At 43.1% G+C, this 26,483-nt stretch carries 25 protein-coding genes and 1 riboswitch; all 25 genes read left to right on the top strand.

Annotation, left to right across the window (positions count from 1 at the left end):
* Positions 1–86 precede the first annotated feature (86 nt).
* The 25 genes from uvrA to D8804_RS00855 all read left to right on the top strand — a co-directional run bounded on the left by uvrA (position 87) and on the right by D8804_RS00855 (position 26,258).
* Entirely contained in the window at positions 87–2,918 is a 2,832-nt protein-coding gene (gene uvrA / locus D8804_RS00975; RefSeq protein WP_125398509.1) for an excinuclease ABC subunit UvrA, read from the top strand.
* Positions 2,911–3,972 (top strand): M24 family metallopeptidase, encoded by a 1,062-nt coding sequence (locus D8804_RS00970; RefSeq protein WP_001042873.1) that lies wholly within the window; start codon positions 2,911–2,913, stop codon positions 3,970–3,972. The genes uvrA and D8804_RS00970 overlap by 8 nt, the downstream gene beginning before the upstream one ends.
* 55 nt (positions 3,973–4,027) lie before the next feature.
* A riboswitch (M-box (ykoK) riboswitch) is annotated at positions 4,028–4,179 on the top strand.
* Positions 4,180–4,374: 195 nt separating this feature from the next.
* Positions 4,375–7,035: a magnesium-translocating P-type ATPase gene (gene mgtA / locus D8804_RS00965; protein ID WP_125398508.1), complete on the top strand. Its 2,661-nt coding sequence runs from the start codon at positions 4,375–4,377 to the stop codon at positions 7,033–7,035.
* Between the two features lie 134 nt (positions 7,036–7,169).
* The gene (gene spx, locus D8804_RS00955; RefSeq protein ID WP_000591165.1) at positions 7,170–7,568 is read left to right on the top strand and encodes a transcriptional regulator Spx; all 399 of its coding nucleotides are present in this window, start codon (positions 7,170–7,172) and stop codon (positions 7,566–7,568) included.
* A gap of 63 nt (positions 7,569–7,631) precedes the next feature.
* The gene (locus tag D8804_RS00950; protein ID WP_000724879.1) at positions 7,632–8,201 is read left to right on the top strand and encodes an SP0191 family lipoprotein; all 570 of its coding nucleotides are present in this window, start codon (positions 7,632–7,634) and stop codon (positions 8,199–8,201) included.
* A gap of 87 nt (positions 8,202–8,288) precedes the next feature.
* The gene (locus D8804_RS00945) at positions 8,289–8,555 is read left to right on the top strand and encodes an IreB family regulatory phosphoprotein (protein WP_000507060.1); all 267 of its coding nucleotides are present in this window, start codon (positions 8,289–8,291) and stop codon (positions 8,553–8,555) included.
* A gap of 3 nt (positions 8,556–8,558) precedes the next feature.
* Entirely contained in the window at positions 8,559–8,978 is a 420-nt protein-coding gene (gene ruvX / locus D8804_RS00940; RefSeq protein WP_002876031.1) for a Holliday junction resolvase RuvX, read from the top strand.
* 15 nt (positions 8,979–8,993) lie between these two features.
* On the top strand, positions 8,994–9,299 hold the full coding sequence (locus D8804_RS00935) for a DUF1292 domain-containing protein (protein ID WP_000017624.1): 306 nt from the start codon (positions 8,994–8,996) through the stop codon (positions 9,297–9,299).
* A 258-nt stretch (positions 9,300–9,557) separates the two neighbouring features.
* Positions 9,558–10,808 (top strand): bifunctional folylpolyglutamate synthase/dihydrofolate synthase, encoded by a 1,251-nt coding sequence (locus D8804_RS00930; RefSeq protein ID WP_125398507.1) that lies wholly within the window; start codon positions 9,558–9,560, stop codon positions 10,806–10,808.
* 90 nt (positions 10,809–10,898) lie between these two features.
* Complete coding sequence (locus D8804_RS00925; protein ID WP_125398506.1) at positions 10,899–11,354, top strand: SP_0198 family lipoprotein; 456 nt, start codon at positions 10,899–10,901, stop codon at positions 11,352–11,354.
* A 185-nt stretch (positions 11,355–11,539) separates the two neighbouring features.
* Positions 11,540–12,691, top strand: coding sequence for an iron-containing alcohol dehydrogenase (locus D8804_RS00920; protein ID WP_125398505.1), 1,152 nt, complete (start codon positions 11,540–11,542; stop codon positions 12,689–12,691).
* Between the two features lie 87 nt (positions 12,692–12,778).
* Entirely contained in the window at positions 12,779–14,047 is a 1,269-nt protein-coding gene (locus D8804_RS00915; RefSeq protein WP_125398504.1) for a glycosyltransferase, read from the top strand.
* 3 nt (positions 14,048–14,050) lie between these two features.
* On the top strand, positions 14,051–15,031 hold the full coding sequence (locus tag D8804_RS00910) for an NAD-dependent epimerase/dehydratase family protein (protein WP_125398503.1): 981 nt from the start codon (positions 14,051–14,053) through the stop codon (positions 15,029–15,031).
* Positions 15,006–15,821, top strand: coding sequence for an MBL fold metallo-hydrolase (locus D8804_RS00905; protein ID WP_125398502.1), 816 nt, complete (start codon positions 15,006–15,008; stop codon positions 15,819–15,821). Before D8804_RS00910 ends, D8804_RS00905 begins: the two co-directional genes overlap by 26 nt.
* Entirely contained in the window at positions 15,799–17,061 is a 1,263-nt protein-coding gene (locus D8804_RS00900) for a F390 synthetase-related protein (RefSeq protein ID WP_125398501.1), read from the top strand. Before D8804_RS00905 ends, D8804_RS00900 begins: the two co-directional genes overlap by 23 nt.
* 14 nt (positions 17,062–17,075) lie before the next feature.
* Positions 17,076–18,020 carry a 3-oxoacyl-[acyl-carrier-protein] synthase III C-terminal domain-containing protein gene (locus D8804_RS00895; RefSeq protein WP_125398500.1) on the top strand — a complete coding sequence of 315 codons (945 nt, stop codon included), beginning with the start codon at positions 17,076–17,078 and terminating at the stop codon, positions 18,018–18,020.
* Between the two features lie 135 nt (positions 18,021–18,155).
* A complete protein-coding gene (gene cls / locus D8804_RS00890) occupies positions 18,156–19,688 on the top strand; it encodes a cardiolipin synthase (RefSeq protein ID WP_125398499.1) in 1,533 nt (510 codons plus the stop codon).
* A gap of 74 nt (positions 19,689–19,762) precedes the next feature.
* The gene (locus D8804_RS10045) at positions 19,763–19,906 is read left to right on the top strand and encodes a hypothetical protein (protein ID WP_185774009.1); all 144 of its coding nucleotides are present in this window, start codon (positions 19,763–19,765) and stop codon (positions 19,904–19,906) included.
* Between the two features lie 35 nt (positions 19,907–19,941).
* On the top strand, positions 19,942–21,498 hold the full coding sequence (locus D8804_RS00885) for a damage-inducible protein CinA (protein ID WP_125398498.1): 1,557 nt from the start codon (positions 19,942–19,944) through the stop codon (positions 21,496–21,498).
* Between the two features lie 116 nt (positions 21,499–21,614).
* Complete coding sequence (gene nrdD, locus D8804_RS00880) at positions 21,615–23,822, top strand: anaerobic ribonucleoside-triphosphate reductase (RefSeq protein ID WP_185774008.1); 2,208 nt, start codon at positions 21,615–21,617, stop codon at positions 23,820–23,822.
* Between the two features lie 11 nt (positions 23,823–23,833).
* Positions 23,834–23,974 carry a hypothetical protein gene (locus D8804_RS00875; RefSeq protein ID WP_125398496.1) on the top strand — a complete coding sequence of 47 codons (141 nt, stop codon included), beginning with the start codon at positions 23,834–23,836 and terminating at the stop codon, positions 23,972–23,974.
* 43 nt (positions 23,975–24,017) lie between these two features.
* On the top strand, positions 24,018–24,518 hold the full coding sequence (locus D8804_RS00870; protein ID WP_125398495.1) for a GNAT family N-acetyltransferase: 501 nt from the start codon (positions 24,018–24,020) through the stop codon (positions 24,516–24,518).
* 9 nt (positions 24,519–24,527) lie between these two features.
* Positions 24,528–25,034: a GNAT family N-acetyltransferase gene (locus D8804_RS00865; protein ID WP_000423437.1), complete on the top strand. Its 507-nt coding sequence runs from the start codon at positions 24,528–24,530 to the stop codon at positions 25,032–25,034.
* Between the two features lie 4 nt (positions 25,035–25,038).
* Entirely contained in the window at positions 25,039–25,635 is a 597-nt protein-coding gene (gene nrdG, locus D8804_RS00860) for an anaerobic ribonucleoside-triphosphate reductase activating protein (RefSeq protein ID WP_125398494.1), read from the top strand.
* A complete protein-coding gene (locus D8804_RS00855) occupies positions 25,632–26,258 on the top strand; it encodes a uridine kinase family protein (protein WP_125398493.1) in 627 nt (208 codons plus the stop codon). Before nrdG ends, D8804_RS00855 begins: the two co-directional genes overlap by 4 nt.
* Positions 26,259–26,483 lie beyond the last annotated feature (225 nt).

Below are 26,483 nucleotides of genomic sequence, written 5' to 3'. Positions count from 1 at the left end.
TTATACTATAAAAACAGCTTTTTGGGTAATAGAATTTCACATTTTTTGGTATAATGGAAAGCAATAATGGACTAGAAAGAACAAAGATGCAAGATAAAATTGTCATTCATGGGGCACGTGCCCATAACTTAAAAAATATTGATGTGGAGATTCCAAGAGACAAGCTGGTTGTTGTGACTGGTTTGTCAGGGTCTGGGAAATCCAGTCTGGCCTTTGATACCCTCTATGCTGAGGGCCAACGTCGCTATGTAGAGAGTCTATCAGCCTATGCTCGTCAGTTTTTGGGCAACATGGAAAAACCAGATGTAGATGCCATTGATGGTCTCAGCCCAGCTATTTCCATCGACCAGAAAACCACTAGTAAAAACCCACGCTCAACCGTTGGAACAACGACTGAAATCAATGATTATCTGCGTCTCCTTTACGCACGTGTGGGGACGCCTTACTGTATCAACGGGCACGGGGCTATCAAGGCCTCTTCTGTTGAGCAAATCGTTGATAAGGTTTTGGAATTGCCAGAACGCCAACGTCTGCAAATTTTAGCTCCTGTCATTCGTAAGAAAAAAGGACAACATAAGAGTGTCATTGAAAAGATTCAGAAAGATGGATATGTCCGCGTCCGAGTGGATGGGGAGGTCTATGATGTGACCGAAGTGCCTGAGCTGTCTAAGAGTAAGCAACACAATATCGATGTCGTGGTTGACCGTATTGTCATCAAGGAGGGCATTCGTAGCCGTCTCTTTGACTCCATTGAGGCTGCCCTTCGTATCGCAGAAGGATATGTGATTATTGACACTATGGACGATTCTGAGTTGCTCTTCTCTGAGCACTATGCCTGTCCAGTTTGTGGTTTTACCGTACCAGAGTTAGAGCCTCGTCTCTTCTCCTTCAATGCCCCGTTTGGCTCATGTAGTGAGTGTGATGGTTTGGGAATCAAGCTGGAGGTGGATGTTGACTTGGTGGTTCCTGATACCAGCAAAACGCTCCGCGAGGGGGCGCTGGCACCTTGGAATCCTATCTCCTCCAACTACTATCCAAACATGCTAGAGCAGGCCATGACAGCCTTTGGGGTGGATATGGATAAGCCCTTTGAGGACTTGTCAGAAGAAGAGAAGAACTTGATTCTCTACGGCTCAGATGGCAAGGAATTCCATTTCCACTATGAGAATGAATTTGGTGGCGTGCGAGATATCGATATTCCTTTTGAAGGAGTTGTCAATAATATCAAACGTCGTTACCATGAAACCAATAGTGACTATACTCGCACCCAGATGCGTCTCTACATGAATGAGCTGACCTGCGGAACTTGCCATGGCTACCGTCTCAATGACCAGGCCTTGTCTGTCCGTGTGGGTGGTGAGCAAGGGCTACATATCGGTGAAATTTCGGACCTGTCTATCGCAGACCATTTGGAGTTGGTGAGGCAGCTGACCTTGTCTGAAAATGAAGCCATCATCGCTCGTCCCATTCTCAAGGAAATCAAGGATCGTTTGACCTTCCTCAATAACATGGGGCTTAACTATCTGACCCTGTCACGTTCGGCAGGAACCCTTTCGGGTGGGGAAAGTCAGCGTATTCGCTTGGCAACCCAGATTGGTTCCAACCTATCAGGTGTCCTTTATATCCTGGATGAGCCGTCGATTGGTCTTCACCAGAGGGATAATGACCGCCTCATTGCCAGTCTGAAAAAGATGCGTGACTTGGGCAATACTCTCATCGTGGTGGAACATGACGAGGATACCATGCGCGAGGCGGATTATCTGATTGACGTTGGTCCGGGTGCTGGTGTTTTTGGTGGCGAGATTGTCGCTGCAGGAACGCCCAAACAGGTGGCTCGCAACAGCAAGTCTATCACAGGTCAGTACTTGTCAGGAAAAAGAGCCATTCCAGTGCCAGCAGAGCGCCGTTCCGGAAATGGTCGCTTTATCGAGGTGACAGGAGCGCGTGAGAACAACCTGCAAAATGTCACAGCTCGCTTCCCGCTAGGGAAATTCATTGCGGTGACAGGTGTATCAGGATCAGGGAAATCGACCTTAATCAACAGTATCCTCAAAAAAGCCATTGCTCAAAAACTCAACCGCAATTCAGACAAGCCTGGTAAATTTAAGACGATCACAGGGATTGAGCATGTAGACCGCTTGATTGACATTGACCAGAGCCCTATCGGACGGACTCCAAGGTCTAACCCAGCTACCTATACAGGTGTCTTTGACGACATCCGTGACCTCTTTGCCCAGACAAATGAGGCCAAGATTCGAGGCTACAAGAAGGGCCGTTTCAGTTTCAACGTCAAGGGTGGTCGTTGTGAAGCCTGCTCAGGTGACGGGATTATCAAGATTGAGATGCACTTCTTGCCAGATGTTTATGTAGCTTGTGAAGTCTGCCACGGAACCCGCTACAACAGTGAAACCCTAGAAGTTCACTACAAGGAAAAGAACATTTCGCAGGTCTTGGATATGACAGTTAATGATGCGGTGGAATTTTTTCAACACATTCCGAAAATTCAACGCAAACTCCAGACCATCAAGGATGTAGGGTTGGGCTATGTAACGTTAGGACAACCAGCCACCACCCTTTCAGGTGGAGAAGCCCAGCGTATGAAGTTAGCTAGTGAACTCCACAAACGCTCAACAGGTAAGTCATTCTACATTCTGGATGAGCCGACGACAGGACTTCATACTGAGGACATCGCTCGCTTGCTTAAAGTCTTGGCTCGCTTTGTCGACGATGGCAATACAGTCCTCGTCATCGAGCACAATCTAGATGTTATCAAGACGGCAGACCATATTATCGATTTGGGACCTGAAGGCGGTGTCGGTGGTGGAACCATCATCGCAACAGGAACTCCAGAAGAAGTAGCGGCCAATGAAGCCAGCTACACAGGACACTATTTGAAAGGAAAGTTATATCATGAATAAACGTGTGCAAGCATTTCTAGCTAAAATGCAAGAAAAAGAACTAGATGGCATCATCATCAACAACCTTAAAAACGTCTATTACCTGACCGGCTTTTGGGGCTCAAACGGAACCGTTTTTATCAGCCGTGACCGTCAGGTCTTGGTGACAGACTCTCGCTATATCATTGCAGCCAAACAAGAAGTGACAGGTTTTGAGATTGTGGCTGACCGTGATGAATTGGCTGTCATTGCAGGCATTGTTAAGGATATGGGCTTGTCTCGCGTCGGTTTTGAGGACGAGATTTCGGTCTCTTATTACCATCGTATGCAGGCAGCTTTTGCAGGGATCGACTTGCTTCCACAGACTCAGTTTGTAGAAGCACTTCGTATGATTAAGGATGAGAAAGAGATTGCGACTATTCGCAAGGCTTGTTCTATCTCAGACCAAGCTTTTCGCGATGCGCTTGACTTTATCAAACCTGGAAAAACTGAGATCGAAATTGCCAACTTCCTTGATTTCCGCATGCGTGAGCTAGGAGCGGCAGGCTTGTCTTTTGATACCATTTTAGCAAGTGGTATCAACTCTTCAAAACCCCATGCTCATCCGATGCACAAACCAGTTGAAGTTGGAGAAGCCATTACCATGGACTTCGGCTGCCTCTACGACCACTATGTCAGTGATATGACACGGACCATTTATTTAGGTCATGTCAGTGACGAGCAGGCAGAGATTTACAATACGGTTCTGAAAGCCAACCAAGCTCTGATTGATCAAGCTAAGGCAGGATTAGGTTTCCGCGACTTTGACAAAATCCCTCGTGATATTATCATCGAGGCAGGCTATGGTGACTACTTTACCCACGGTATTGGACACGGTATCGGACTGGATATCCACGAAGAACCTTATTTTAGCCAAACTTCGAAAGAAGTCATTAAATCTGGTATGGTCTTGACTGATGAACCAGGTATTTATATTGAAGGGAAATACGGCGTTCGTATTGAAGATGATATCTTAATTACAGATAACGGTTGCGAATTGTTGACTCTAGCGCCGAAGGAATTAATTGTTATTTAAGAAAATTAAGATAAATCATTGACTTTTATATTTTAAAGGTTTATACTGATAAACGAAAACGGTAGGTGAGGCTACCATAGGGATACGGATGACTACCGCAAAGCAGTGGAGACACTACTCGTTGGTCAACAGTCCTGGTCGCGAAGGCCAAGACTAAGCTCATTTCATCGCCCTATGGAGTTAAAGCTTGAACGAAAAAACAGATAATTAGTTTTTTAATCCTGCCATTTTATGGTGGGATTTTCTACTGTTTTAGAACAAGGAAAGGAGACAAACGATGCAAATTGACGATCATCCAGAACCGCACATACACAGCCAATCGCTGATTTGTGTCATTCTGCCCTTATAAAGTGATTGGTCTCTGTGTATGAAACACATCATTCATACAGATAGGAGAAACCAATGAAAACTACAAAAGAAAGATTAGCAGTAGCTATTCACACACCTTTAAACGAAACTCTATCTTTTTATAAGACAAGTCTAACAGGCTTGACTGAGGAGCAGGTGGAGAAAAATCGTGACCTATATGGTGAAAACACCATCACCAAGGGTCAAGAAGACAGTATCCTTAAAAAGATTTACGAATCTATTATCAATCCATTTACAATCATCCTGCTGGTCATCGCTATGATCTCCATGGTGACCAATGTCTGGTTGGCGAAGCCTGGACAAGAAGATCCGACGACCTCTATCATCATCGTCGTTCTCGTTCTAATCTCTGGTGGCATTCGATTTGTCCAAGAACTGCGAAGCGACAAGGCCGCGACCAATCTATCAAAAATGATTGTGAACACAGCCACAGTTATTCGCGAAGGCCAGAGTTTAGAGGTCGCAATTGAAGATTTGGTCGTTGGAGATATAGTCAAATTAAGTGCTGGGGATATGATTCCAGCAGACCTTATTTTAATTGAATCACGAGATTTCTTTGTCCAACAGTCTGGTTTGACAGGTGAAAGTGATTCGGTTGAAAAACTGGCCTTATCCAAAATGAGTCAGTCAAATTTTGATAGTCTGCTAGAAGCAGAAGCGCTCGCCTTTATGGGAACCAACGTGATATCAGGAAGTGCTAAGGCTTTGATTCTAGCGGTCGGTGATGACACCATGATGGGAGAAATCGAGCAGACCCTCAATACCTATGACGAACCGACCTCTTTTGAGCGGGAGATGAACAGCATCTCTTGGCTCTTAATCCGTTTGATGTTAGTCATGGTTCCCATCGTGTTTCTCTCCAATGGCTTGACAGATGGAGATTGGTTAGAAGCAGGCGTATTTGCCTTGAGTGTGGGTGTCGGGCTTACACCTGAGATGCTTCCCATGATCATCACGGCCAGTCTAGCAAAAGGCTCCATTATCATGGCCAAGGAAAAAGTCGTCATCAAAAAACTCAATGCCATACAAGATCTAGGTGCTATTGATATCCTATGCACGGATAAAACGGGAACCCTTACCCAAGACGAAATTGTCCTTGAATATCCTTTGGATATACATGGAGATTTGGATTTGTCTGTGTTGAGACGTGCCTATCTCAATTCCTATTTTCAAACCGGTTTAAAAAACTTGATGGACCGTGCCATTATCAGTAGAACTGAAAAAGAAGCTAAAGAACACGCTATTCTACAAAATTTGGATACTAGCTTCCAAAAAATAGATGAATTGCCATTTGATTTTGAACGCAGACGCATGAGTGTCATCGTCAAGGATGAGAACGAAGTTGTTAGTTTGGTAACCAAGGGTGCCCTAGAGGAAATGCTTGCGATTTCAACCCATGTGGAATATCAAGGTCAGATTAGCCCTCTGACGGATGATATCCGAGTGGAAATCTTAAAAGAAGTAGATCAACTTAATCAACAGGGATTGCGAGTCTTGGGAGTCGCTTATAAAACAGGTCTAAAAGAAGGTTTTGCTTACTCCGTTGAAGATGAAAAAGAGATGATTCTAACAGGATATCTTGCCTTTCTAGATCCACCAAAACCATCAGCAGCACCTGCTATCCAAGCTTTGTTAGAACACGGTGTTCAAACAAAGATCTTGACGGGGGACAATGAGAAGGTAACCCAAGCAGTATGCGAAAAAGTTGGTTTAGACGTTGATCAAATCTTGTTGGGTTCTGATATTGATGCCATGACAGATGAGGAATTGGCCCAAGCAGTTGAGAAGGTGACTGTCTTTGCCAAACTCTCTCCTGATCAAAAAGCACGAATCATTTTACAAATCAAATCGAATGGACATTGTGTCGGCTATATGGGAGATGGAATCAATGATGCCCCTTCTATGAAAGTGGCAGATGTGGGGATTTCTGTTGATACAGCAGTAGATATTGCCAAAGAAACGGCTGATGTCATTTTGCTAGATAAGGATTTGATGGTGCTTGAAAAAGGGCTGGTTGAAGGACGGAAAGTCTATGCTAATATGACCAAATATATCAAGATGACGGTCAGCTCTAATTTCGGGAACATTTTCTCTCTGTTAGTGTCTGGTATCTTTTTACCTTTCCTTCCTATGGCTCCGATTCACTTGATTGTGTTAAATCTAGTCTATGATCTTTCTTGCATTGCCTTGCCATTTGATAATGTGGATGAAGACTTCTTGAAGAAGCCTCATAAGTGGGAGGCCAAGTCTATTACTCGCTTTATGATTTGGATGGGTCCGATTTCTTCTGCCTTTGATATTTTGACCTTTATCTTGCTCTATTTTGTCATTGTCCCAATGGCGACAGGTTATGCTTATGTTCATGGAGCAGATTCTGCAAGGGGCTTTATCATCTTGTTCCAGACTGGTTGGTTCATTGAATCCATGTGGTCCCAAACCATGGTTATCCATATGCTTCGTTCAGCAAAGCTTCCTTTCTTACAAAGTCGTCCATCATGGTTTGTTCTTGGAACAACCTTGCTAGCAGCTAGCTTTGTGACCTTCCTTCCCTACTCTTCAATTGCTAGCCTGCTTCATTTAACCCCTTTAGAACCAATTTATTTCCTCTTTTTGCTTTTGATCATCGTTTTCTATATGATCAGTGTTACAGTAGTGAAACGAATCTATATCAAAAAATTTAAAAGTTGGCTATAAATTGATTTTGTCAAGAAAAAAGTACGGAAATCGCTAAAAAAGTTAAATTTTTTTAAAAATAGGTCGCAAGTCGGATGTTTTTTATGGTATAATAGATTAAACTGATAGTAACATGTAGCGAAAGGGGTAGGCACATGATTAAGATTTATACCGTCTCCAGTTGCACAAGCTGTAAGAAAGCGAAGACTTGGCTCAACGCACACCAGTTAAGTTATAAAGAACAAAACCTTGGTAAAGAAGGGATTACGAGAGAAGAACTACTTGATATTCTGACAAAGACAGATAATGGAATTGCCAGCATTGTATCATCAAAAAACCGCTATGCGAAAGCTTTAGGAGTTGACATCGAAGATTTGAGTGTCAATGAAGTACTCAACTTAATCATGGAAACACCACGGATCTTAAAAAGTCCTATTCTAGTTGACGAGAAGCGTTTGCAGGTCGGTTACAAAGAAGATGATATCCGTGCCTTTTTACCACGCTCTGTCCGTAATGTAGAAAATGCAGAAGCACGTTTGCGTGCAGCTCTATAAACATCGAGGCTGGGGTATCTCCTAGCCTTGTTCATTTTTTATCAAAAAATTATGTGAGGAATTATGAAAAAGATAGTAATTGGCGCAGCTACTCTCCTCCTGCTACTTGCAGGATGTGGCCAAAAGAAGGAAACGACATCCAGTTCAAAACATGAATCCGAAACGCTCCAGTCTACTCTGCCCGTTTTGGAAAATGCGGAAAAGAATACGGTTGTGACCAAGACTTTGATTTTCCCTGAGTCAGGAGATGGCGTCAAGCAAACGCAAACCATCACCTATAAAGGGAAACAATTTCTAAAATTGGTTATTCGGCAGATACGGCCCTTAAGTGAGGAATTGAAATCCTTTATCGCTGACCACGGTCTTGAAGAAACTCAAAAAGCTCTTTTAGAAGCAGAAGAAAAGGATGAAATGCTTCAGGAAGCGCGCAAATTGGCAGGTTTTACACTTGAAACCAAACTGCTCAGTGAGACTGAAATCCAGACCACAACGACCTATGATTTACAAGTCTTGGATGTCAAAAAGGCGTCACAGACAGATTATTTGAAAAATCTTGGCTTAGAGACTCTTTTGAAAAATGAACCAAGCCAATATATCGCAGACAGAGTGGCAAATGGTGCGACAGAACAGTAAGAAAATCCAAATAAATGGATTGACTTAATTGTAGAACGTAAGGAAATATGCTATAATAGTACTATTCTAAGGAAAGAGGGTGTTAGAATGGGATTTACTGAAGAAACTGTACGTTTTAAATTGGATGATTCCAACAAGAAGGAAATCAGTGAAACGTTGACAGATGTCTATGCTTCTCTGAATGAAAAGGGTTATAATCCGATAAATCAAATCGTCGGTTATGTATTGAGTGGAGACCCTGCCTACGTTCCTCGTTACAACAATGCACGAAATCAAATCCGTAAGTATGAGCGTGATGAAATTGTTGAAGAACTGGTACGCTACTACCTTAAGGGACAAGGAGTCGATCTATAATCTATGAGAATTATGGGATTGGACGTTGGTTCAAAAACAGTAGGGGTGGCTATTAGCGATCCACTAGGCTTCACTGCTCAGGGACTTGAAATCATCCAGATTAATGAGGATCAGGGCCAGTTTGGTTTTGACCGTATCAAGGAATTGGTTGACAGCTACAAGGTAGAACGCTTTGTAGTAGGTTTGCCAAAAAACATGAACAATACCAGCGGTCCGCGAGTAGAAGCCAGTCAAGCCTATGGTGCCAAGCTAGAAGAACTCTTTGGTTTGCCAGTAGACTATCAGGATGAGCGCTTGACGACCGTTGCTGCGGAACGTATGTTGATTGAACAAGCAGATATCAGCCGTAACAAACGCAAGAAAGTTATTGATAAGTTGGCTGCTCAGCTGATTTTGCAAAATTATTTAGATAGAAAATTTTAAGACAGAGGAGAAACTATGTCACACGATCACAACCACGATCACGAAGAACGTGAATTGATTACACTAGTAGACGAGCAAGGAAATGAAACCTTATTTGAAATTCTTTTGACCATCGACGGGAAAGAAGAATTTGGTAAGAACTATGTTCTTCTAGTGCCAGTTAACGCAGAAGAAGATGAAAATGGTGAAGTTGAAATCCAAGCCTACTCATTCATCGAAAATGAAGACGGAACAGAAGGCGAATTGCAACCAATCCCAGAAGACTCAGAAGACGAATGGAACATGATTGAAGAAGTCTTCAACAGCTTTATGGAGGAGTAAAAATATCCGGGGGATATTTTTACCCCAGTTCCTTTAACTAAGAGAGAACTGGTAAGTCTGGGGAATATTTTTACCCTTACGCTAAAAATAAAGACCGTAAGTAAGTCCAGTGGACGTTTTTAGCCCTGCGCTAAAATTCATAGTAGCTAGTGATTAGCTAACCAGGTAAGAGGTCGGGATTTTTGTCCCGACCTCGCTTTTTACTTGCAATTATACTTTGTTGTGGTAGTGGAATGTACTTTTGTTAAGGAGATATGCATGTTTGAAGTAGAAGAATGGCTTCATAGTCGGATTGGTTTAAACTTTAGATCTGGACTTGGACGAATGCAGCAAGCAGTGGATTTGCTGGGGAATCCTGAGAAGACTTATCCCATTATCCACGTGACAGGGACCAATGGCAAGGGATCAACTATTGCCTTTATGAGGGAGTTATTTGCAGCTCATGGAAAAAAAGTTGGTACTTTTACCTCTCCTCATATCATCAGTATCAATGATCGAATTTGTATCAATGGACAACCGATTGCTGATGAAGATTTTATTCGTACAGCTAACCAAGTCAAGGAGATGGAAAAAGCTCTTTTGGAAACACATGACAACTTGTCTTTCTTTGAGTTGTTGACCTTGATTGCTTTGCTTTACTTTAAAGAGCAGGACGTGGATCTAGTCCTGCTAGAGGTGGGGATTGGTGGTTTGCTTGACACGACTAATGTCGTAACAGGCGAGATTGCAGTTATTACTTCGATTGGTCTAGATCATCAGGAGACCTTGGGCGATAGTCTGGAGGAAATAGCAGAGCAGAAAGCTGGTATCTTCAAGGCTGGAAAGAAGGCGGTCATTGCCAAGCTTGCTCCAGAAGCTGAGCTTGTCTGTCAAAAAAGAGCAAAAGAGTTGGACGTAGCTCTTTATCGAGCGGGGCAAGACTTCACCTTGAAAGATAGTAATTTTTCAAGTAGGCTAGCAAGTTTTTCACGGCTTGAAATCGGTTTGGAAGGTACCTATCAGCAAGAAAATGCCGCCTTGGCTTTACAAACCTTTCTTCTTTTTATGGCGTCAAGAGAGGAAAAAGTCGAAGAAGAGCTTGTGAGACAGGCTTTGAAAGAAACTTACTGGGCAGGTCGATTGGAACGAATTCGTCCGCAAATCTACCTAGATGGGGCTCACAATCTTCCAGCCTTAACCCGGTTGGTCGAGTTTATCCAAGAGAAAATTCAACAAGGCTATCAAGTCCGTATCCTTTTTGGTGCCCTTAAACGCAAGGATTATCAAGGGATGTTAGGCTATCTATCTGAGCAGTTGCCTCAGGTGGAACTTAAGGTAACGGGCTTTGACTACCAAGGTTCTTTTGATGAGAAGGATGTGGCGGGTTACGATTTGATTCCGTCTTATGGAGATTTCATCAGAGAATTCGAAGAAAAGGCCAATGATCAGGACCTGCTTTTCGTGACGGGGTCACTCTACTTTATCTCGGAAGTACGAGCGAGTTTGCTAGGAAGCGATGGGACTAGTTGACCTTCTAGGTTTAAGTTGCTATACTTGAGGTAGGAGGTACATCTGGAAACTGATCCAGCAAAACATTGGCACAAAAGAAAGGAAATCGCTATGAAAACAAAAACATTCACACTTTCTATTGCTTCCCTAGCAATTCTTAGTCTTTTAGCAGCTTGTGGATCTAAGACACAAGCACCTACCCAGCAATCTGCTCAGCAACCATCTACTCAACAAGAGTCATCTTCTAGCGCTGCAACAAGTGCCAGCCAACCACAAGCCTCCTCAAGTCAGGACACTACTGTAGCTCAACCTACGAACATCGATGGTACCTATACCGGAAAAGATGAGAATGACCAGATTACTCTTGTTGTAACAGGTAAAACTGGTACATGGACTGAGGTCGAGCCAGATGGAGATAAGGAAATCAAACAAGTTAGTTTTGAGCTGGAAAATCAACGTGTCATTATCGGAGATGATGTTAAAATTTATGCGGTTAATGGTAATCAAATGATTATCGATGATATGGACCGAGAGGCATCTGACCGAATAGTCTTAACGAAACAATAATGATTAAGCAAAAGTTCCAATGAGATAAAATCCATCTTTTTGGAGCTTTTTTGTTTAAAAACGTGACCAGTACTTCTTTACTGTTTTTTTACTTAAAACGCTTACAAATATTTGTAAAACACCCTATAACATCGTATACTGATAGTAAATAATCAAATAGCGCAGAGGCGCAGGAGGAAAAGCATATGGCTACATTTTACGTTCCATCAGTTAACCTTATTGGTAAAGGTGTTGTGAATGAAGTAGGTCCGTATATCAAGGAACTTGGGCATAAGAAGGCCCTTTTGGTGACAGACAAGTTCATCGAAGGAAGTGATATTTTACCTAAGGTCCTAAAACCACTAGATGCTGAAGGGATCGAATATGTGATCTTTAGCGATGTGGAGCCAAATCCTACTTGCAAGAACGTCACAGACGGAGTGGCTGCCCTGAAAGAGCATGGATGTGACTTCATCATCAGTCTTGGGGGAGGCTCTCCACAGGATGCGGCTAGTTGTATCTCTATCATCGCTACAAATGGTGGCAAACCACAGGACTACGAAGGCCTCCACAAGTCTGCTAAAAAAGGATTGCCAGTAGTTGCTATCAATACAACAGCTGGAACTTCAGCAGAAATCACCATTAACTATGTCATTACTGACGAAGAACGCAAGGTCAAGATGGTAATGGTAGATAAGAACAGCCTCGCCCTCATCTCAGTCAATGATCCGGAACTTATGCTTTCAAAACCGAAAGGATTGACAGCTGCGACAGGTATGGATGCTCTTACTCACGCTGTCGAAGCCTTGGTAACACCAGGTGCTTATAATGTGACCAAGAAACTCTCTATCGGAGCTATTGAACTCATCAAGGAGTACCTCCCTCGTGCTGTGGCAAATGGCCATGATATTGAAGCGCGTGAGGCTATGGTCAATGCCATCTTCCTCGGTGGTATGAGCTTTAACAATGCTGGTCTGGGCTATGTTCACTCAATGGCTCACCAACTCGGTGCAGTATATAACTTGCCACATGGTGTCTGCTGTGCCATGCTTCTCCCAGTTGTTGAACGTGAAAATGCCAAACGGGTACCAGAAGCTTTTCGCAATGTAGCCAAGGCCTTGGGACTCCATGTTGAAGGAAAAACAGACCAAGAATGTGCGGACTATGCTATCGCTGAAATTGAGAAACTGTCTGAAACAGTAGGTATTCCGAAGAAACTCACTGAACTCGGTATCCAAGAAAAAGACTTTGACTTTGACTACCTTTCTAAGAATGCTTTGATCGATGCCTGTGCACCAGGAAATCCATTTATGCCAACCTTAGAAGAAACTATTGCCTTCTATAAAGAATTGTTCTAATTCTTAAAGTGAAAAAGAAGCTAAATAATGCTGGGAAGAACTATCATTTTGGTAGTTCTTTTTTTAAAAATTTGCTATCCTAGACATATGAGAAAAATCAAAATTGATGTGGTTGTAGTGCCCTTAAGTGGGCATCTCTTCCCAACCTTGAATCTACTCGCACCCTTGTTGAAGGATCCCTTGTATGAGATTCGATTATTTACAGGACCGCAACGAAAAGCTGTCGCAGAGGAGATGGGATTCCAGGTGATTCCCATTTTAGAAAATTCTGTAGATGAATTTGAGCGCGTAGCCAACAATGAAGGGCAATTAAACCTTATTTCTGCTTATCGACAGTTGTCAGCTAGTCTTGATTTGATCGATGTGGTGTCTGACCAACTAGTGCAAGAGTGGCAGGAAAATCGACCTGATATTGTGATTGCCGACTTCATCACCTTATCTGGGGGGTTAGTAGCGGAACAGTTGGGAATTCCTTGGATAACAACCATGGCGACACAATTTGCCATTGAAACGACAGATGGACCGCCTTGTTTCTTTGGAGGAATGGGCAGTCCAAAGACACCGTTCCAATCTGTCCAGCAATGGCTGGGGAGAAAAGTGACTCGTTTAGGGAAACGAATCGTAACCTTTTTATTGAGAGAACGCTTAAAACGTTACGATTTTAAGTTCTACAATCAGAAAGGTCAAGAAACTATCTATTCCCCCTATTCTATCTTAGGGATTGGGATGAAAGAGTTGGAGCTGAAAAGTGGTTTTCCAGAGCATTACCTTTGGGTGGGACCTTTTGGGTCTTCGATTGAGAGGGCAGAGAATTATCCCCTAGATTTGGCTCCTTATGCAAATCATAAGAAAGTCCTCGTATCTTGCGGGACTCAGCTAGCATGGGCTAAAGACAACCTCCTCTACCAGACCCAACAATTGGCAAAAGCCCATCCAGACTGTCACTTCTTTGTGACTCTGGGGTTTGGCGGACAAGACTTCCAATGTGAGGAGATCATGGACAATGTTTCGGTAGCATCCTATCTTCCCTATAAGGAATACATTTCTCAGATGGATTATGTAATTCATCATGGCGGTGCGGGTATTTTTTACCAATGTATTATCTATGGCAAGCCTGCCTTGATTCTCCCTCATGACTATGATCAGTATGACTATGCGGTTCGTGGCTTAGAGGCGGGGATTGCCCTGACTGCTAAACGAGAGGATACGGAAGCGATTGGGCGAGCTTTTGATGAGTTATTGGCTGGAGATGACTGGCCAGACTTGAACAAACTCAGTCGCGCAGCCCAAGTCTATCAGCCAACAGAGATTCTGAAGAGCGAAATACATCGGCTCTTAGGGGACAAGGAGAAGTAAAAAATGAAGAAAGTATTGGTAACAGGTGCTACGGGCTTTCTAGGCAAGTATGTTGTTGAAGAGCTCAGTCAGCAGGGCTATCAGGTACGCGCTTTTGGACGCAATCCCAAGGCAGGTCAGTCTTTGGAAAATTCCTTAGTAACATTTTTTCAGGGAGATTTGACCAAGCAAGAGGATTTGGCTCAGGCTTGTCAGGGGATGGACATGGCTGTGCATGCGGGTGCTCTTTCTACCGTTTGGGGTCCTTGGGAGGATTTCTACCAGACAAATGTCTTGGGAACCAAGTATGTTCTGGATGCTTGTCGAGAGGCCGGTATTCAGCGTTTAGTTTATGTATCATCGCCGAGCATCTATGCTGCGCCTCGAGATCAGCTTGCTATCAAAGAAAGCGATGAGCCTCAGGAAAATAATCTTAACAACTACATTCGTAGTAAGCTGGCTTCGGAGAAGCTGTTTAAGGATTATCCCGATGTTCCGAGTATTATCTTACGACCTCGTGGGCTTTTTGGGATTGGGGATACCAGTATTTTGCCCCGAGTTCTCAAACTCAGTCAGAAGATTGGCATTCCCTTAATAGGGGACGGTCGTCAGCTCATGGATATGACCTGTGTGGAAAATGTCGCTCTGGCAATTCGCTTGGCTCTAGAGGCTCCTCAAGCTAGTGGCGAAGTTTATAATATTACCAACGGGGAACCAAGAGCCTTTAAGGATTTGATAGAAGAAACCTTGAGAGGACTGGACTATCCGATAACATACAGAAAAGTGCCGGCTCCTCTTCTTTCAGTTATTGCCAGTAGTCTAGAGTTTCTTTATAAGACCTTGAAACTCAAAGGAGAGCCGGCTCTAACACGCTATACCTATTATCTGCTCCGTTATAGCCAGACGCTAGACATCAGCAAGGCGGAGCGAGACTTGGGGTATCGCCCTCAAATCAGTATTTCGGAAGGGATTGAACAATATGTCCAAGATTATCGAAAGAATTGATTATTTCCCAGCAGGCTACTGTACTAGCTATACAGGTTTGCTATTCAAGGGAGTCAAGAATAAAAAGATGACCTTTCCAGCAGGTGTTTTTCTTATCAAACACAGAGACAAGGGCTATTTGCTATATGATACTGGCTATCACTATGATATTAAGACGAAGCTTCGCTATGGTTTTTATCGTCTAGGAACACCTGTTCAAATGACGGAGAAGGACCAGATTTCACATTTACTGAAAGCGAAGGGAATCAAACCAGAAGAAATAAACTATGTCCTTCTATCTCATTTACATCCAGATCATCTGGGAGGGGCTAGTTTCTTTCCTCATGCAACCTTTATCCTGACCAAAGAAGTATATGAAGTCTACCAAAAACCTAATTTGAAAGACTTGATTTTCAAGGAGTTTTTGCCAGCTTCTTTTGAAGAAAATCTAACCATTATCAGAACTGACCAGCATCACTCGGGATTTCCCTATCGTCCGATTTGTGATCTTTTCGGAGATGGCAGTATCCTAGTAGCTTCTGTTGATGGGCATGCTAGGGGGCAAGCCTGTCTGTACCTTTCAGAGCTTAATCTTCTCATCGCAGCAGACCTCTGTTGGGGAATTGACCTCTTGCCTTACACCAAGCAGATGCACCTGCTTCCTTCCCTGGTGCAGGACAATAAGGCAGACTATATCAAGGGGACAGAGTTTCTGGAGGAAGTCTTGAGAGACGGTATTGAGGTAGTTGTTAGCCATGACCCTGTAGAAAGGATCGAGCGGATTTTGTATGAAAAAAATAACCTTTCTTAAAACCTTTATCCAAACGCGTTGGCTTCATCATTTCAAATCTCGAGAAGCTTTAGAAAACTATCAGAAAAAGCAATTAACCAACTATATGGACTTTTTAAAGCGAGAGTCGCCCTACTTTAAAAATGGAGTTCCTAGCAACTTTGACCATATGGACAAGGCCTTTATGATGGAACATTTCAATGAGCTCAACACCCAAGGAGTGGATCGAGATGAAGCCTTGAGCTTGGCTATTGAAAGTGAGAAGACCCGTGACTTCATTGAACTTAAAGGCGAAGTAGCCGTCGGTCTGTCTTCAGGGACGTCTGGACATCGGGGGCTCTTTATCACAACAGAGAAAGAGCGAAGTATGTGGGCTGCGGCTATCTTGGCAAAGATGTTGCCAAAGGGTCAGCTTTTTGGACACCGCATCGCCTTTTTCCTGAGAGCTGATAATGAACTCTATCAGACTATCAATACGGCGCTCATTCGTCTAGAGTATTTTGATATTTTCAAACATACAGATGAGCATATCGAGCGACTCAACAACTATCAACCAACGATTATTGTGGCGCCAGCCTCGATGTTGCTTGAATTGAGCAAGCGTCTCAAGGATGGAGAGTTAGCTATTCACCCACAAAAAATCGTTTCGGTGGCGGAAATCTTGGAAGATAGTGATAGGGGACGGATCGCAGAAGCCTTTTCTCTATCCATCATTGACCAAGTTTATCAGGCGACAGAAGGTTTCCTAGCCTGCACTTGCTCAGCTGGTAATCTACATCTCAACGAAGACATTATCTTTGTGGAAAAGCAGTATCTAGACGACCGCCGTTTTTATCCAGTGATTACGGACTTTAAACGAAGCAGTCAGCCTGTTTATCGCTACCAGCTCAATGATATTTTGGTTGAAAATCCGGAGCCTTGTCCCTGTGGCTCCTGCTATACACGGATTGACAAGGTCGAAGGACGTTCTGATGATATCTTCTACTTTGAAGGGCAGAATGGGGGGCAGGTAACTATCTATCCAGACTTTATCAGACGTTGCATCCTCTTTGTGGAGAATGTAGGAGATTACCAAGTTAAGCAACATTCCGAGAAATTAGTGGAAGTTTGTCTAAGCCAACGAGATGAGGACGTAGAGACAGCAATTTTAGCACAGTTCCAACTCTTGGCCCAGCAAAAAGAGTTCATAGTTCCTCAAATCCAATTTTCAGATTATCACTGGGATACTAGCCGTAAACTCAAACGTATCCAACGTTTATGAAAGGAAAAAAGACAATGACAGAAGTAAAAAGACATGTAGAAATAGCAGGTTATGGTATTTGCCTTCCAAAGCATACAGTGCAATTTAAAGACCAGACCCGTTATCGTGTAGTTGAAAATGAAGAAACGCAACTTGACTTGGCAGAAGGAGCTATCCAGCGTGCACTTGAACATGCAAATCTGGATATTAAAGATATCGATTGTCTTGTATCAGCTAGTGCAGTTGGTGTTCAGCCTATTCCTTGTACGGCTGCCTTGATTCATGAGCGCGTGGCAAAAGAACTCTCAATCCCGGCTATGGATATCAATACGACCTGTACCAGCTTTATTTCTGCTCTATCGACCATGTCCCACTTGATTGAGGCGGGCGAATACAATTGTGTCTTGATTGTGTCTAGTGAGGTTGGAAGTTTAGGGCTAAATCCCAAGCAAAAAGAAAGTTTTGAACTCTTTAGTGATGGGGCAGCAGCCTTTATTTTCCAAAAAAGTCATCAGGAAAAAGGGGTCATTGCAAGTCTCCAACGTACTTGGTCAGAAGGGGCTCACGATACGGAGATTCGTGGAGGTCTGACTTCTTTTCAACCAAAAGAGTACTCTGAAGCGACTAAGACCAACTATATGTTTGACATGAAGGGGAAGAAAATCCTCCTCTTGTCTGCTCGTAAAATCCCAGTCATGTTTGAAGAGTTTCAAGAAAAAACACAGCTAGCCTTGGCAGACGTGGACTATATCATTCCTCACCAAGCAAGTCGCGCTCTTCCTTTGGTCATGGAAAAACTAGGTGTGGCCGAGGATCGGTACCTCAATCTCGTCACTGACTATGGAAATATGGTGTCAGTCTCTGTACCGTTTGGCTTGGCTTATTCTTTAGATCATGGGCTGGTCAAGGAGGGAGATGTCGTCTACCTTATGGGAACCGCAGCTGGTATGACGGTCAATATGTTGGCTCTGAAATTGTAACAATCATCTAAACACGGAACGGCTGGAACTTTAGCAAAGGTAAAAGGTTGCCATCTCCCCCTGAACTGAGGTATACTAGTAGAAACATTAGTTTATCAAGCGGTTAAGGAGAATGTTAGAAAAGGAAGGGGATGTATGACAGCTAGAAAAATGCAGCTACTCATGTCCAAATATGGTTTTAGTATTACCATTATGTTGGCAGAGTTGTTTATCGTCTTTGGTTTATTTATCTATCTAGGACAGATGGCTCCGATTCTCTGGATTATCCTTGTCATTTTAGTAAGCTTAGCGACCATTGTATCGATTGTCAATCGGTCCATGAATCCTGAGAGTAAGGTAACATGGCTGTTAGTAGCCTTTGTGCCAGTATTTGGCCCCTTGCTCTATATCATGTTTGGAGAACGCCGTCTATCGAAAAAAGAAATGAAACAGCTAAAGCAGCTTCAATCAATGGTTGACAGAGAGGATAATAGCAGAACCCTCCGTTTGGAGTTAAAGGAAGAGGATAAGTCGGCTTACGGAGTCATCAAATCCCTCCTCAGTATGGATACGAATGCGGATGTCTATAATCGAACAGATACCCATTTCTTCCCTTCAGGTGAAAGTATGTGGCGCCAGATGTTGGAGGATCTCAAAAAAGCTGAGAAATTTATCTTTCTCGAATACTATATCATCGAAGAAGGCTTGATGTGGAACAGCATTTTGGAGATTTTGGAAGAAAAGGCTGCTCAAGGAGTAGAGGTGAAACTTCTCTATGATGATATTGGTTGTATGGCAACCTTGCCTGGAGATTACACCATCCAGCTTCGCGGTCTAGGAATTGAAACCCACAAATTTAACAAGGTGATTCCACGCTTGACCGTTGCTTATAACAACCGTGATCACCGTAAAATCATGGTTATCGATGGTCAAATTGCCTATACAGGTGGTGTCAATCTGGCCGATGAGTATATCAACCATATCGAGCGCTTTGGTTATTGGAAGGATAGCGGTATTCGCCTAGATGGATCAGCGGTTAAAGCTTTTACTAGACTCTTTTTATCAACTTGGTATATCAACCGTGGGGAAATTAGTGACTTTGACCAATACCATCTCGAAAATCAACCTAGAGATGGGATGGGGCTTTGTATCCCTTACAGTAGTGGGCCAAAACCCATCTACCGAGCTCAGGTAGGAAAAACGGTCTACCAAAATCTTATTAATCAAGCTACAGATTACGTCTATATCACGACTCCTTATCTGATCGCTGACTATGATCTAACCGAGAGTATCAAAAATGCAGCATTGAGAGGGGTAGATGTGCGAATTGTGACGCCGTGTATCCCAGATAAGAAGGTTATTCAGTTAGTTACTCGGGGAGCCTATCCAGACTTGCTATCTGCAGGGGTTCGTATTTATGAGTACAGCCCGGGATTTCTTCATAGCAAGCAAATGCTTGTCGATGGAGAGGCAGCTACTGTGGGAACCATCAATTTTGACTATCGGAGTTTGCTTCACCACTATGAAAATGCCGTCTTGCTTTATAGGACGCAGTCCATCATCGATATTGAAAGAGACTTCGAAGAGATTTTTAAAGTTTCTCAAGAAATTTATCCCCACACCATCAAAACAAGCTGGTATCAAAGCCTGATCAAGGAAATTGTCCAGTTGTTTGCGCCTATGCTCTAACTATCCATCAAGATCTAGCCCAAGGCTGGATCTTATTTTTGTATTTTTGCGAATAGATAAGCAGGAGGATGAAAATGCTAAATCAAGAAGACTATGATTTTATCCTAGAGTTTCAAACAAGTAGTTTACACCGTTTTCGAGAGATTGAACGCTATGCTAAGCTAGATAAGAAGTTAAGGAAATATCAATCCCTAGCTGACATTCCTGTAAGATTTTGATATACTAAAACAGATAAACTTAGAGGAGAAATTGAATGAACGTATACGAGGAAAAAGACGAACAGCTAGAAGGATCTCGATACCAGTATCGAGAATGGCTGGATCAAGAGTCTGAATTTGGACTAGGGCGAGGGGGTAAGAAACGAACTCCGCTTCCATTTTTTAGTATGGTGATTTGGAGTCTAGCTGCTACAGCTGTTTCTGTAATGTTGCCTCTGATCTTTGGTTTGGTGAGCCCCCAACAGATGCAAGATCTTTATACTGGTTGGGCGCTACATCAGAGTGGGCAGATTTACACGGATTATTATGGTTCAAATGGACTGCTTTATTACGTACTAATCTATCTCTCTCAAGGGAATATCCTTTTTGCTTTGGTGGAGTGGTTGGCCTTGTTCGGAGCTGGTGTTTTTCTATTCAAGTCCGCAGATACCTTGACAGGTCAGGGAGAGCAGGCTAGACAGCTTTTGTTGGTTTTCTATTTGCTTGTAGGCAGTCTGGGATTTGGTGGTAGCTATGCAGTAGTTGTGGCCTTGCCTTTCCTGTTTTATAGTTTTAGCCTAGTGGCTGACTATCTGAATGATCCAAGTAACGATAAAGGTTTCTTGCGAGTTGGGATGAGTTTAGCACTGGCTTTCTTCCTATCACCTATTCCCACAACCTTGTTTGCAGCCACACTTGCCTTGAGTTTGTTTGGATTTAATATTGCCAAGCGTAAATTTGCTCATGGTTTGTATCAATTTTTTGCATCAGCTCTAGGATTTTCTCTCCTTTTTTATCCAATTGGCTACTATACAGTCTTAACAGGAACTTTTGGTGATGCGATTAGCCATACTTTGTATCCAATAGATACACTTAGTCTATTTTCAAATGCCAATCTTATGGAGAATGCTGCTTTCTATGGTTTACTATCCATCGGTGTTGGGACTCTGACATTGATCTTTTCAGGATTATTTCAGACCAAGTCAGCTCAGCAATCTGCTGTCTCAATAGGCGCTATTTTAGGATTATTAGTAACTCTTTCTTTGTTAATTCTTTCAAAGGAACCTTTGCATGGCTCACGTTTGGCAGCGATTTTGCCCTTTCTGACATTGTTATTGTTAACCAACATCAAAGAAGGAAGCTCTGATCGTATCAGTCGTAGTAGACGAAGAGTTCGTTCTTCATCACTCTTTGGTCGCTACCTCAAGGGAAATTTCTATCTACCATTAGTTGCGATTGTCTATTTACTTTTCCTACCTGTTTTGAGTCGCTATATTTCGCATCCAAGTACTTATCAGGAACGCGAGCAACTTGCTAGCTTGGTCAAACAGCAAACGAGTTCTGAGGATCGTGTCTATGCTTGGGATGATCGTCCAGATTTTTATCGAGCAAGTGAACGCTTGGCACCAAGCTCTCTAGTAACACCGACGCTCTATACTGCAAGCGACGAGAATAAAACGAAACTAGTCAATGACTTGAAAGAAAATCAACCGAAGATGATTTTGGTCAACCAAAAGGTTGCCTTGTGGTCGGATGTAGAGAGCCTACTTAGTGAAAAATACGAGCTTGTTCAGACGGATAGTAAGGAATTCAGGCTTTATAAATCTAAATAATAAATCAATATCTTGTGTATTTTTAAAAATTTTAGAATTTTTAACACAAGATATTGATTTTTCTTTTTGGAGTGGTATAATATCATTTAAGAAGAAAAATAGAAAAGAGCATGGATATGATTGTATTAGAAGAAAACCTTGCAACCGTTCCCACTTTGTTCGTTGAAAAACGAGATGGTAGACGTGTAGTGTTTGATGTAGACAAGATTGACAAAGCTCTCCACAAGGCGGCTGACAAAGTCATGGATGTGACACCCTTGGTCGAAAAACGTCTAAATGGGCTGCTTGAGCGTATTGTTGCGGAAATTCATAGTCGTTTCCCTCAAGGTGTCAAGATTTACGAGATTCAAAATATCGTAGAGCATGAACTCCTTGAAGCCAAAGAATATGCGCTGGCTGAGGAGTATATCACTTATCGGACACAAAGGGATTTTGAACGCTCAAAAGCGACAGATATCAACTTTAGCATTCATAAACTTCTCAATAAAGACCAGGCAGTTGTCAATGAAAACGCCAATAAAGACAGTGATGTCTTTAACACTCAACGTGATTTGACAGCAGGGATTGTTGGGAAATCAATCGGCTTGCAAATGCTTCCTAAGCACGTAGCCAATGCTCACCAAAAAGGGGATATCCATTATCATGATCTGGACTATAGCCCCTACACACCGATGACCAACTGCTGTTTGATTGATTTTAAAGGCATGTTGGAAAATGGTTTTAAGATTGGAAATGCAGAGGTAGAGAGTCCCAAGTCTATCCAGACTGCGACAGCTCAGATTTCACAAATCATCGCCAACGTCGCTTCTAGCCAGTACGGAGGCTGTTCAGCTGACCGTATCGATGAGGTCTTGGCTCCGTATGCAGAGAAGAATTACCAAAAACATCTCAAGGATGCGGAAGAGTGGGTTTTACCTGAAAAACGGGAAGATTACGCTTGGAAGAAAACGCAAAAAGACATCTACGATGCCATGCAATCTCTCGAGTATGAAATCAACACCCTCTTCACTTCAAATGGGCAAACACCTTTTACTTCTCTAGGTTTTGGTCTAGGAACCAATCGTTTTGAGCGTGAAATTCAAAAAGCTATTTTGACTATTCGTATCAAGGGTCTTGGTTCAGAACATCGAACAGCCATCTTCCCTAAACTCATCTTTACGTTAAAAAGAGGCCTCAACTTAGAGGAGGGGTCGCCTAACTACGACATCAAACAGTTGGCTCTTGAGTGTGCAACCAAGCGGATGTATCCTGATGTCTTGTCCTATGATAAGATTATCGAACTGACAGGTTCTTTCAAGGTTCCTATGGGCTGCCGTTCTTTCCTTCAAGGATGGAAGGATGAGAATGGCGTCGAGGTCAATTCAGGCCGTATGAATCTAGGTGTTGTGACAGTCAATCTGCCTCGTATCGCCCTCGAGTCTGAAGGGGATCTGAATAAGTTTTGGGAAATCTTCAACGAGCGTATGAACATCGCAGAAGATGCTCTGGTTTACCGTGTTGAACGGACCAAGGAAGCAACACCAGCGAACGCCCCTATCCTCTATCAGTATGGAGCCTTCGGCCGCCGTCTCGGAAAAGAAGAAAGTGTAGACCAACTCTTCAATAATCGTCGTGCGACAGTTTCGCTGGGCTACATCGGTTTGTACGAAGTGGCGACTGTCTTCTTTGGCAACAGCTGGGAAAGTAATCCTGAAGCCAAGGAATTCACGCTTGATATCATTCGTGATATGAAACGTCGAGTGGAAGAGTGGTCTGACCAATATGGTTACCATTTCTCTATCTACTCAACACCATCTGAAAGTTTGACGGACCGTTTTTGTCGTTTGGATACAGAGAAGTTCGGCTCTATTCCGGATATCACAGATAAGGAATACTACACCAACTCGTTCCACTACGATGTACGGAAAAATCCAACACCGTTTGAAAAATTAGACTTTGAGAAAGTTTATCCGGAAGCAGGTGCGTCAGGTGGTTTCATTCATTATTGTGAGTATCCAGTTCTTCAACAAAATCCTAAAGCCCTGGAAGCTGTTTGGGACTATGCCTATGACCGTGTCGGTTATCTAGGAACCAATACTCCGATTGATCGTTGCTACAAGTGTGACTTTGAAGGGGATTTTGAACCAACTGAGAGAGGCTTTGCTTGTCCCAACTGTGGCAATAGCGACCCTAGAACAGTAGACGTGGTCAAACGTACGTGTGGTTATCTGGGAAATCCGCAAGCGCGTCCGATGGTCAATGGACGCCACAAGGAAATCGCTGCGCGTGTCAAACACATGAACGGTTCAACCATTAAAACAGCCGGACATGAAGTAACAAATTAGAAGGAAATGGAATGGGGAAATACCAATTAGACGATAAGGGACGCGCACAAGTGACCCGTTATCACGAGAAATACTCTAAAGGTGGAACAGGTAAAAAAGAACGCTTGCTCAACCTCAGAGAACAGTTTTTAAACAAGGACAAGAAAAAATAAAAGTGAGAGTTGCCTCTCGCTTTTCTCTTAATTGGAGGTAAAAATGATACTACGCAGACCAACATTGGCAGATAAAGAAACAGTTTTAGAGATGATGGCAGAGTTTGAACAGACTCAATCAGCCCACGATGGTGGGTTTTGGAACGCCAACAATTTTGTTTATGAAGAGTGGCTAGAAGAAAATCTTCAAGCGGAAGCGGGACTCAATATTCCTGAAAACTGGGTTCCTGCTATCCAGCTGGTTAGTTTTGACGTAGCAGACCAGGCTCTTGGCTTTCTCAACCTTCGTCTCCGATTAAATGACTACTTACTAGAAAATGGGGGCCATATTGGTTATTCCATCCGCCCGTCTGAAAGAGGCAAGGGCTACGCCAAAGAGGTCCTCCGCCAAGGTCTGCAAGTTGCTAAGGAAAAGAATATTAAACGAGCTTTAGTGACTTGTAGCACAGAAAATCCAGCAAGCCGAGCTGTTATCTTAGCTAATGGTGGGGAGTTGGAGGATGTTCGTAATGGAACAGAGCGCTACTGGATTGATGTCGATTAAGGAGGAAGCATGGAGCTAAGACGACCAACTTTGGAAGATAAAGAAGCGATATTAGAGATGATTGCGGAGTTCGATGCAGCAAAATCCTATATGCACGGTGGCATGGGCTCCGCTTGGAAGCGAGCAAAGGATTATGAGGATTGTTTAAAGATTGTAGAGCAGCAAGAGGATGCTGCCAACCTGCCAGTAGGCTGGGTTCCTGCAATCAAATTTTTATCCTTTGATGAGACTGGCTTGCCTTTGGGATTTTTAGCCCTGCGCTTGTCCTTGAATGACAAATTATTTGTGGAAGGCGGTCATATTGGCTATTCTATCCGTCCCAGTCAACGAGGCAAAGGATATGGGAAGGAGCAGTTGAGATTAGGACTAGCAGAGGCTCGAAAGCAAGGATTGGAACGAGTGCTGATTACCTGCGATGAAGACAACGAAGCCAGCCGCCGCACGATTCTCTCCGCTGGTGGTGTTTACGAAAATACAATCGATAGAAGTCAGCGCTACTGGATAGATTTGGAGTAGAAGGATGACATGGAATACACCAAAACCAGGTGAATGGAAAAGTGAAGAACTCAGTAAAGGGTGGATTATTGATTACAAGGCTTTTAACTTTGTTGATGGAGAAGGTGTGCGAAACTCTCTCTATGTATCAGGTTGCATGTTTCACTGCGAAGGGTGCTATAATGTTGCGACTTGGTCTTTCAATGCAGGTATTCCTTATACAGCAGAGTTAGAAGAACAGATCATGGAAGACCTTGCCCAGCCCTATGTTCAAGGATTGACCCTGCTAGGAGGAGAACCCTTTCTTAATACAGGAATTCTCTTGCCTCTCGTTAAACGCATTCGAAAGGAATTGCCAGATAAAGACATCTGGTCCTGGACGGGCTACACGTGGGAAGAAATGATGCTGGAAACTCCAGATAAACTGGAACTCTTGTCGCTGATTGACATCCTTGTCGATGGTCGTTATGACAAAAGCAAGCGCAATCTCATGCTCCAGTTCAGGGGTTCCTCTAATCAACGAATTATCGATGTGCAAAAATCTCTCAAACGTGGTCAAATAGTGATTTGGGACAAGCTCAATGACGGAAAAGAAAGCTATGAACAGGTGAAGAGAGAATGAAGAAAAAAGGCCTGATAGAACAACTGGTCTCAGAGATAGAAATGGGAAAAGTCAAAACACTGGGGATTTACGGCCATGGCGCTTCAGGTAAGTCTACCTTTGCTCAGGAATTATATCAAGCCCTAGATTCTACTACAGTAAATTTGCTAGAAACAGATCCCTATATCACTTCAGAACGTCACCTGGTAATACCAAAGCAAGCACCTGATCAAAAGGTGACAGCTTGCCTTCCAGTGGCGCATGAACTGGCAAGTTTGCAGAGAGATATTCTCGCCTTGCAGGCAGGTATGGATATCTTAACAATCGATGAACCGTGGAAGGCTAGTGAAATCTTATCTGGAGCCAAGCCGATTCCGATTGTTGAAGGGATGGCTGTGGGCTTTCTACCCAAGGAACTCTTTGACAAAACCATCTGTTTCTACACGGATGAGGAAACGGAGTTAAAGAGGCGTCTAGCTCGAGATACGATTATGAGAAATCGCGATGCTTCATTTGTGTTAGCTAGCCATCAGATGAGACGGGAGCAGTATCTGCGTTACTATAGAGAAACCGAGTCTAAAGCAGATATCTTAGTGGATCAATCAGAAGATAAATTTAAGGTCAAAATGACTCGTATTATATAGGAGAAAAGATTGGTTTTAATAGTCGAAAATTAGTAATTGTATGAAGATGAAATAGGAAAACAGTTTCATACCAAAAAAACGAAAAAAAGCTCACAAATCCCTTGCAATCGCAGGGGCTTTGTGTTATTCTATTATGGTGCTGTAAATTACAGCCTTAGCTTTGATGCAAGAGGTTGTGACACGCTCGGTTGCATTGCCACGCAACGCGCGTCGGTTTTCTTGTGG

Origin of the sequence: Streptococcus oralis (assembly GCF_003944215.1) — a bacterium.
Lineage (GTDB): Bacteria > Bacillota > Bacilli > Lactobacillales > Streptococcaceae > Streptococcus > Streptococcus oralis_BI.
The sequence above is the reverse complement of the archived record's forward strand: the minus strand, read 5'-3'. Positions and strand labels throughout refer to the sequence as shown.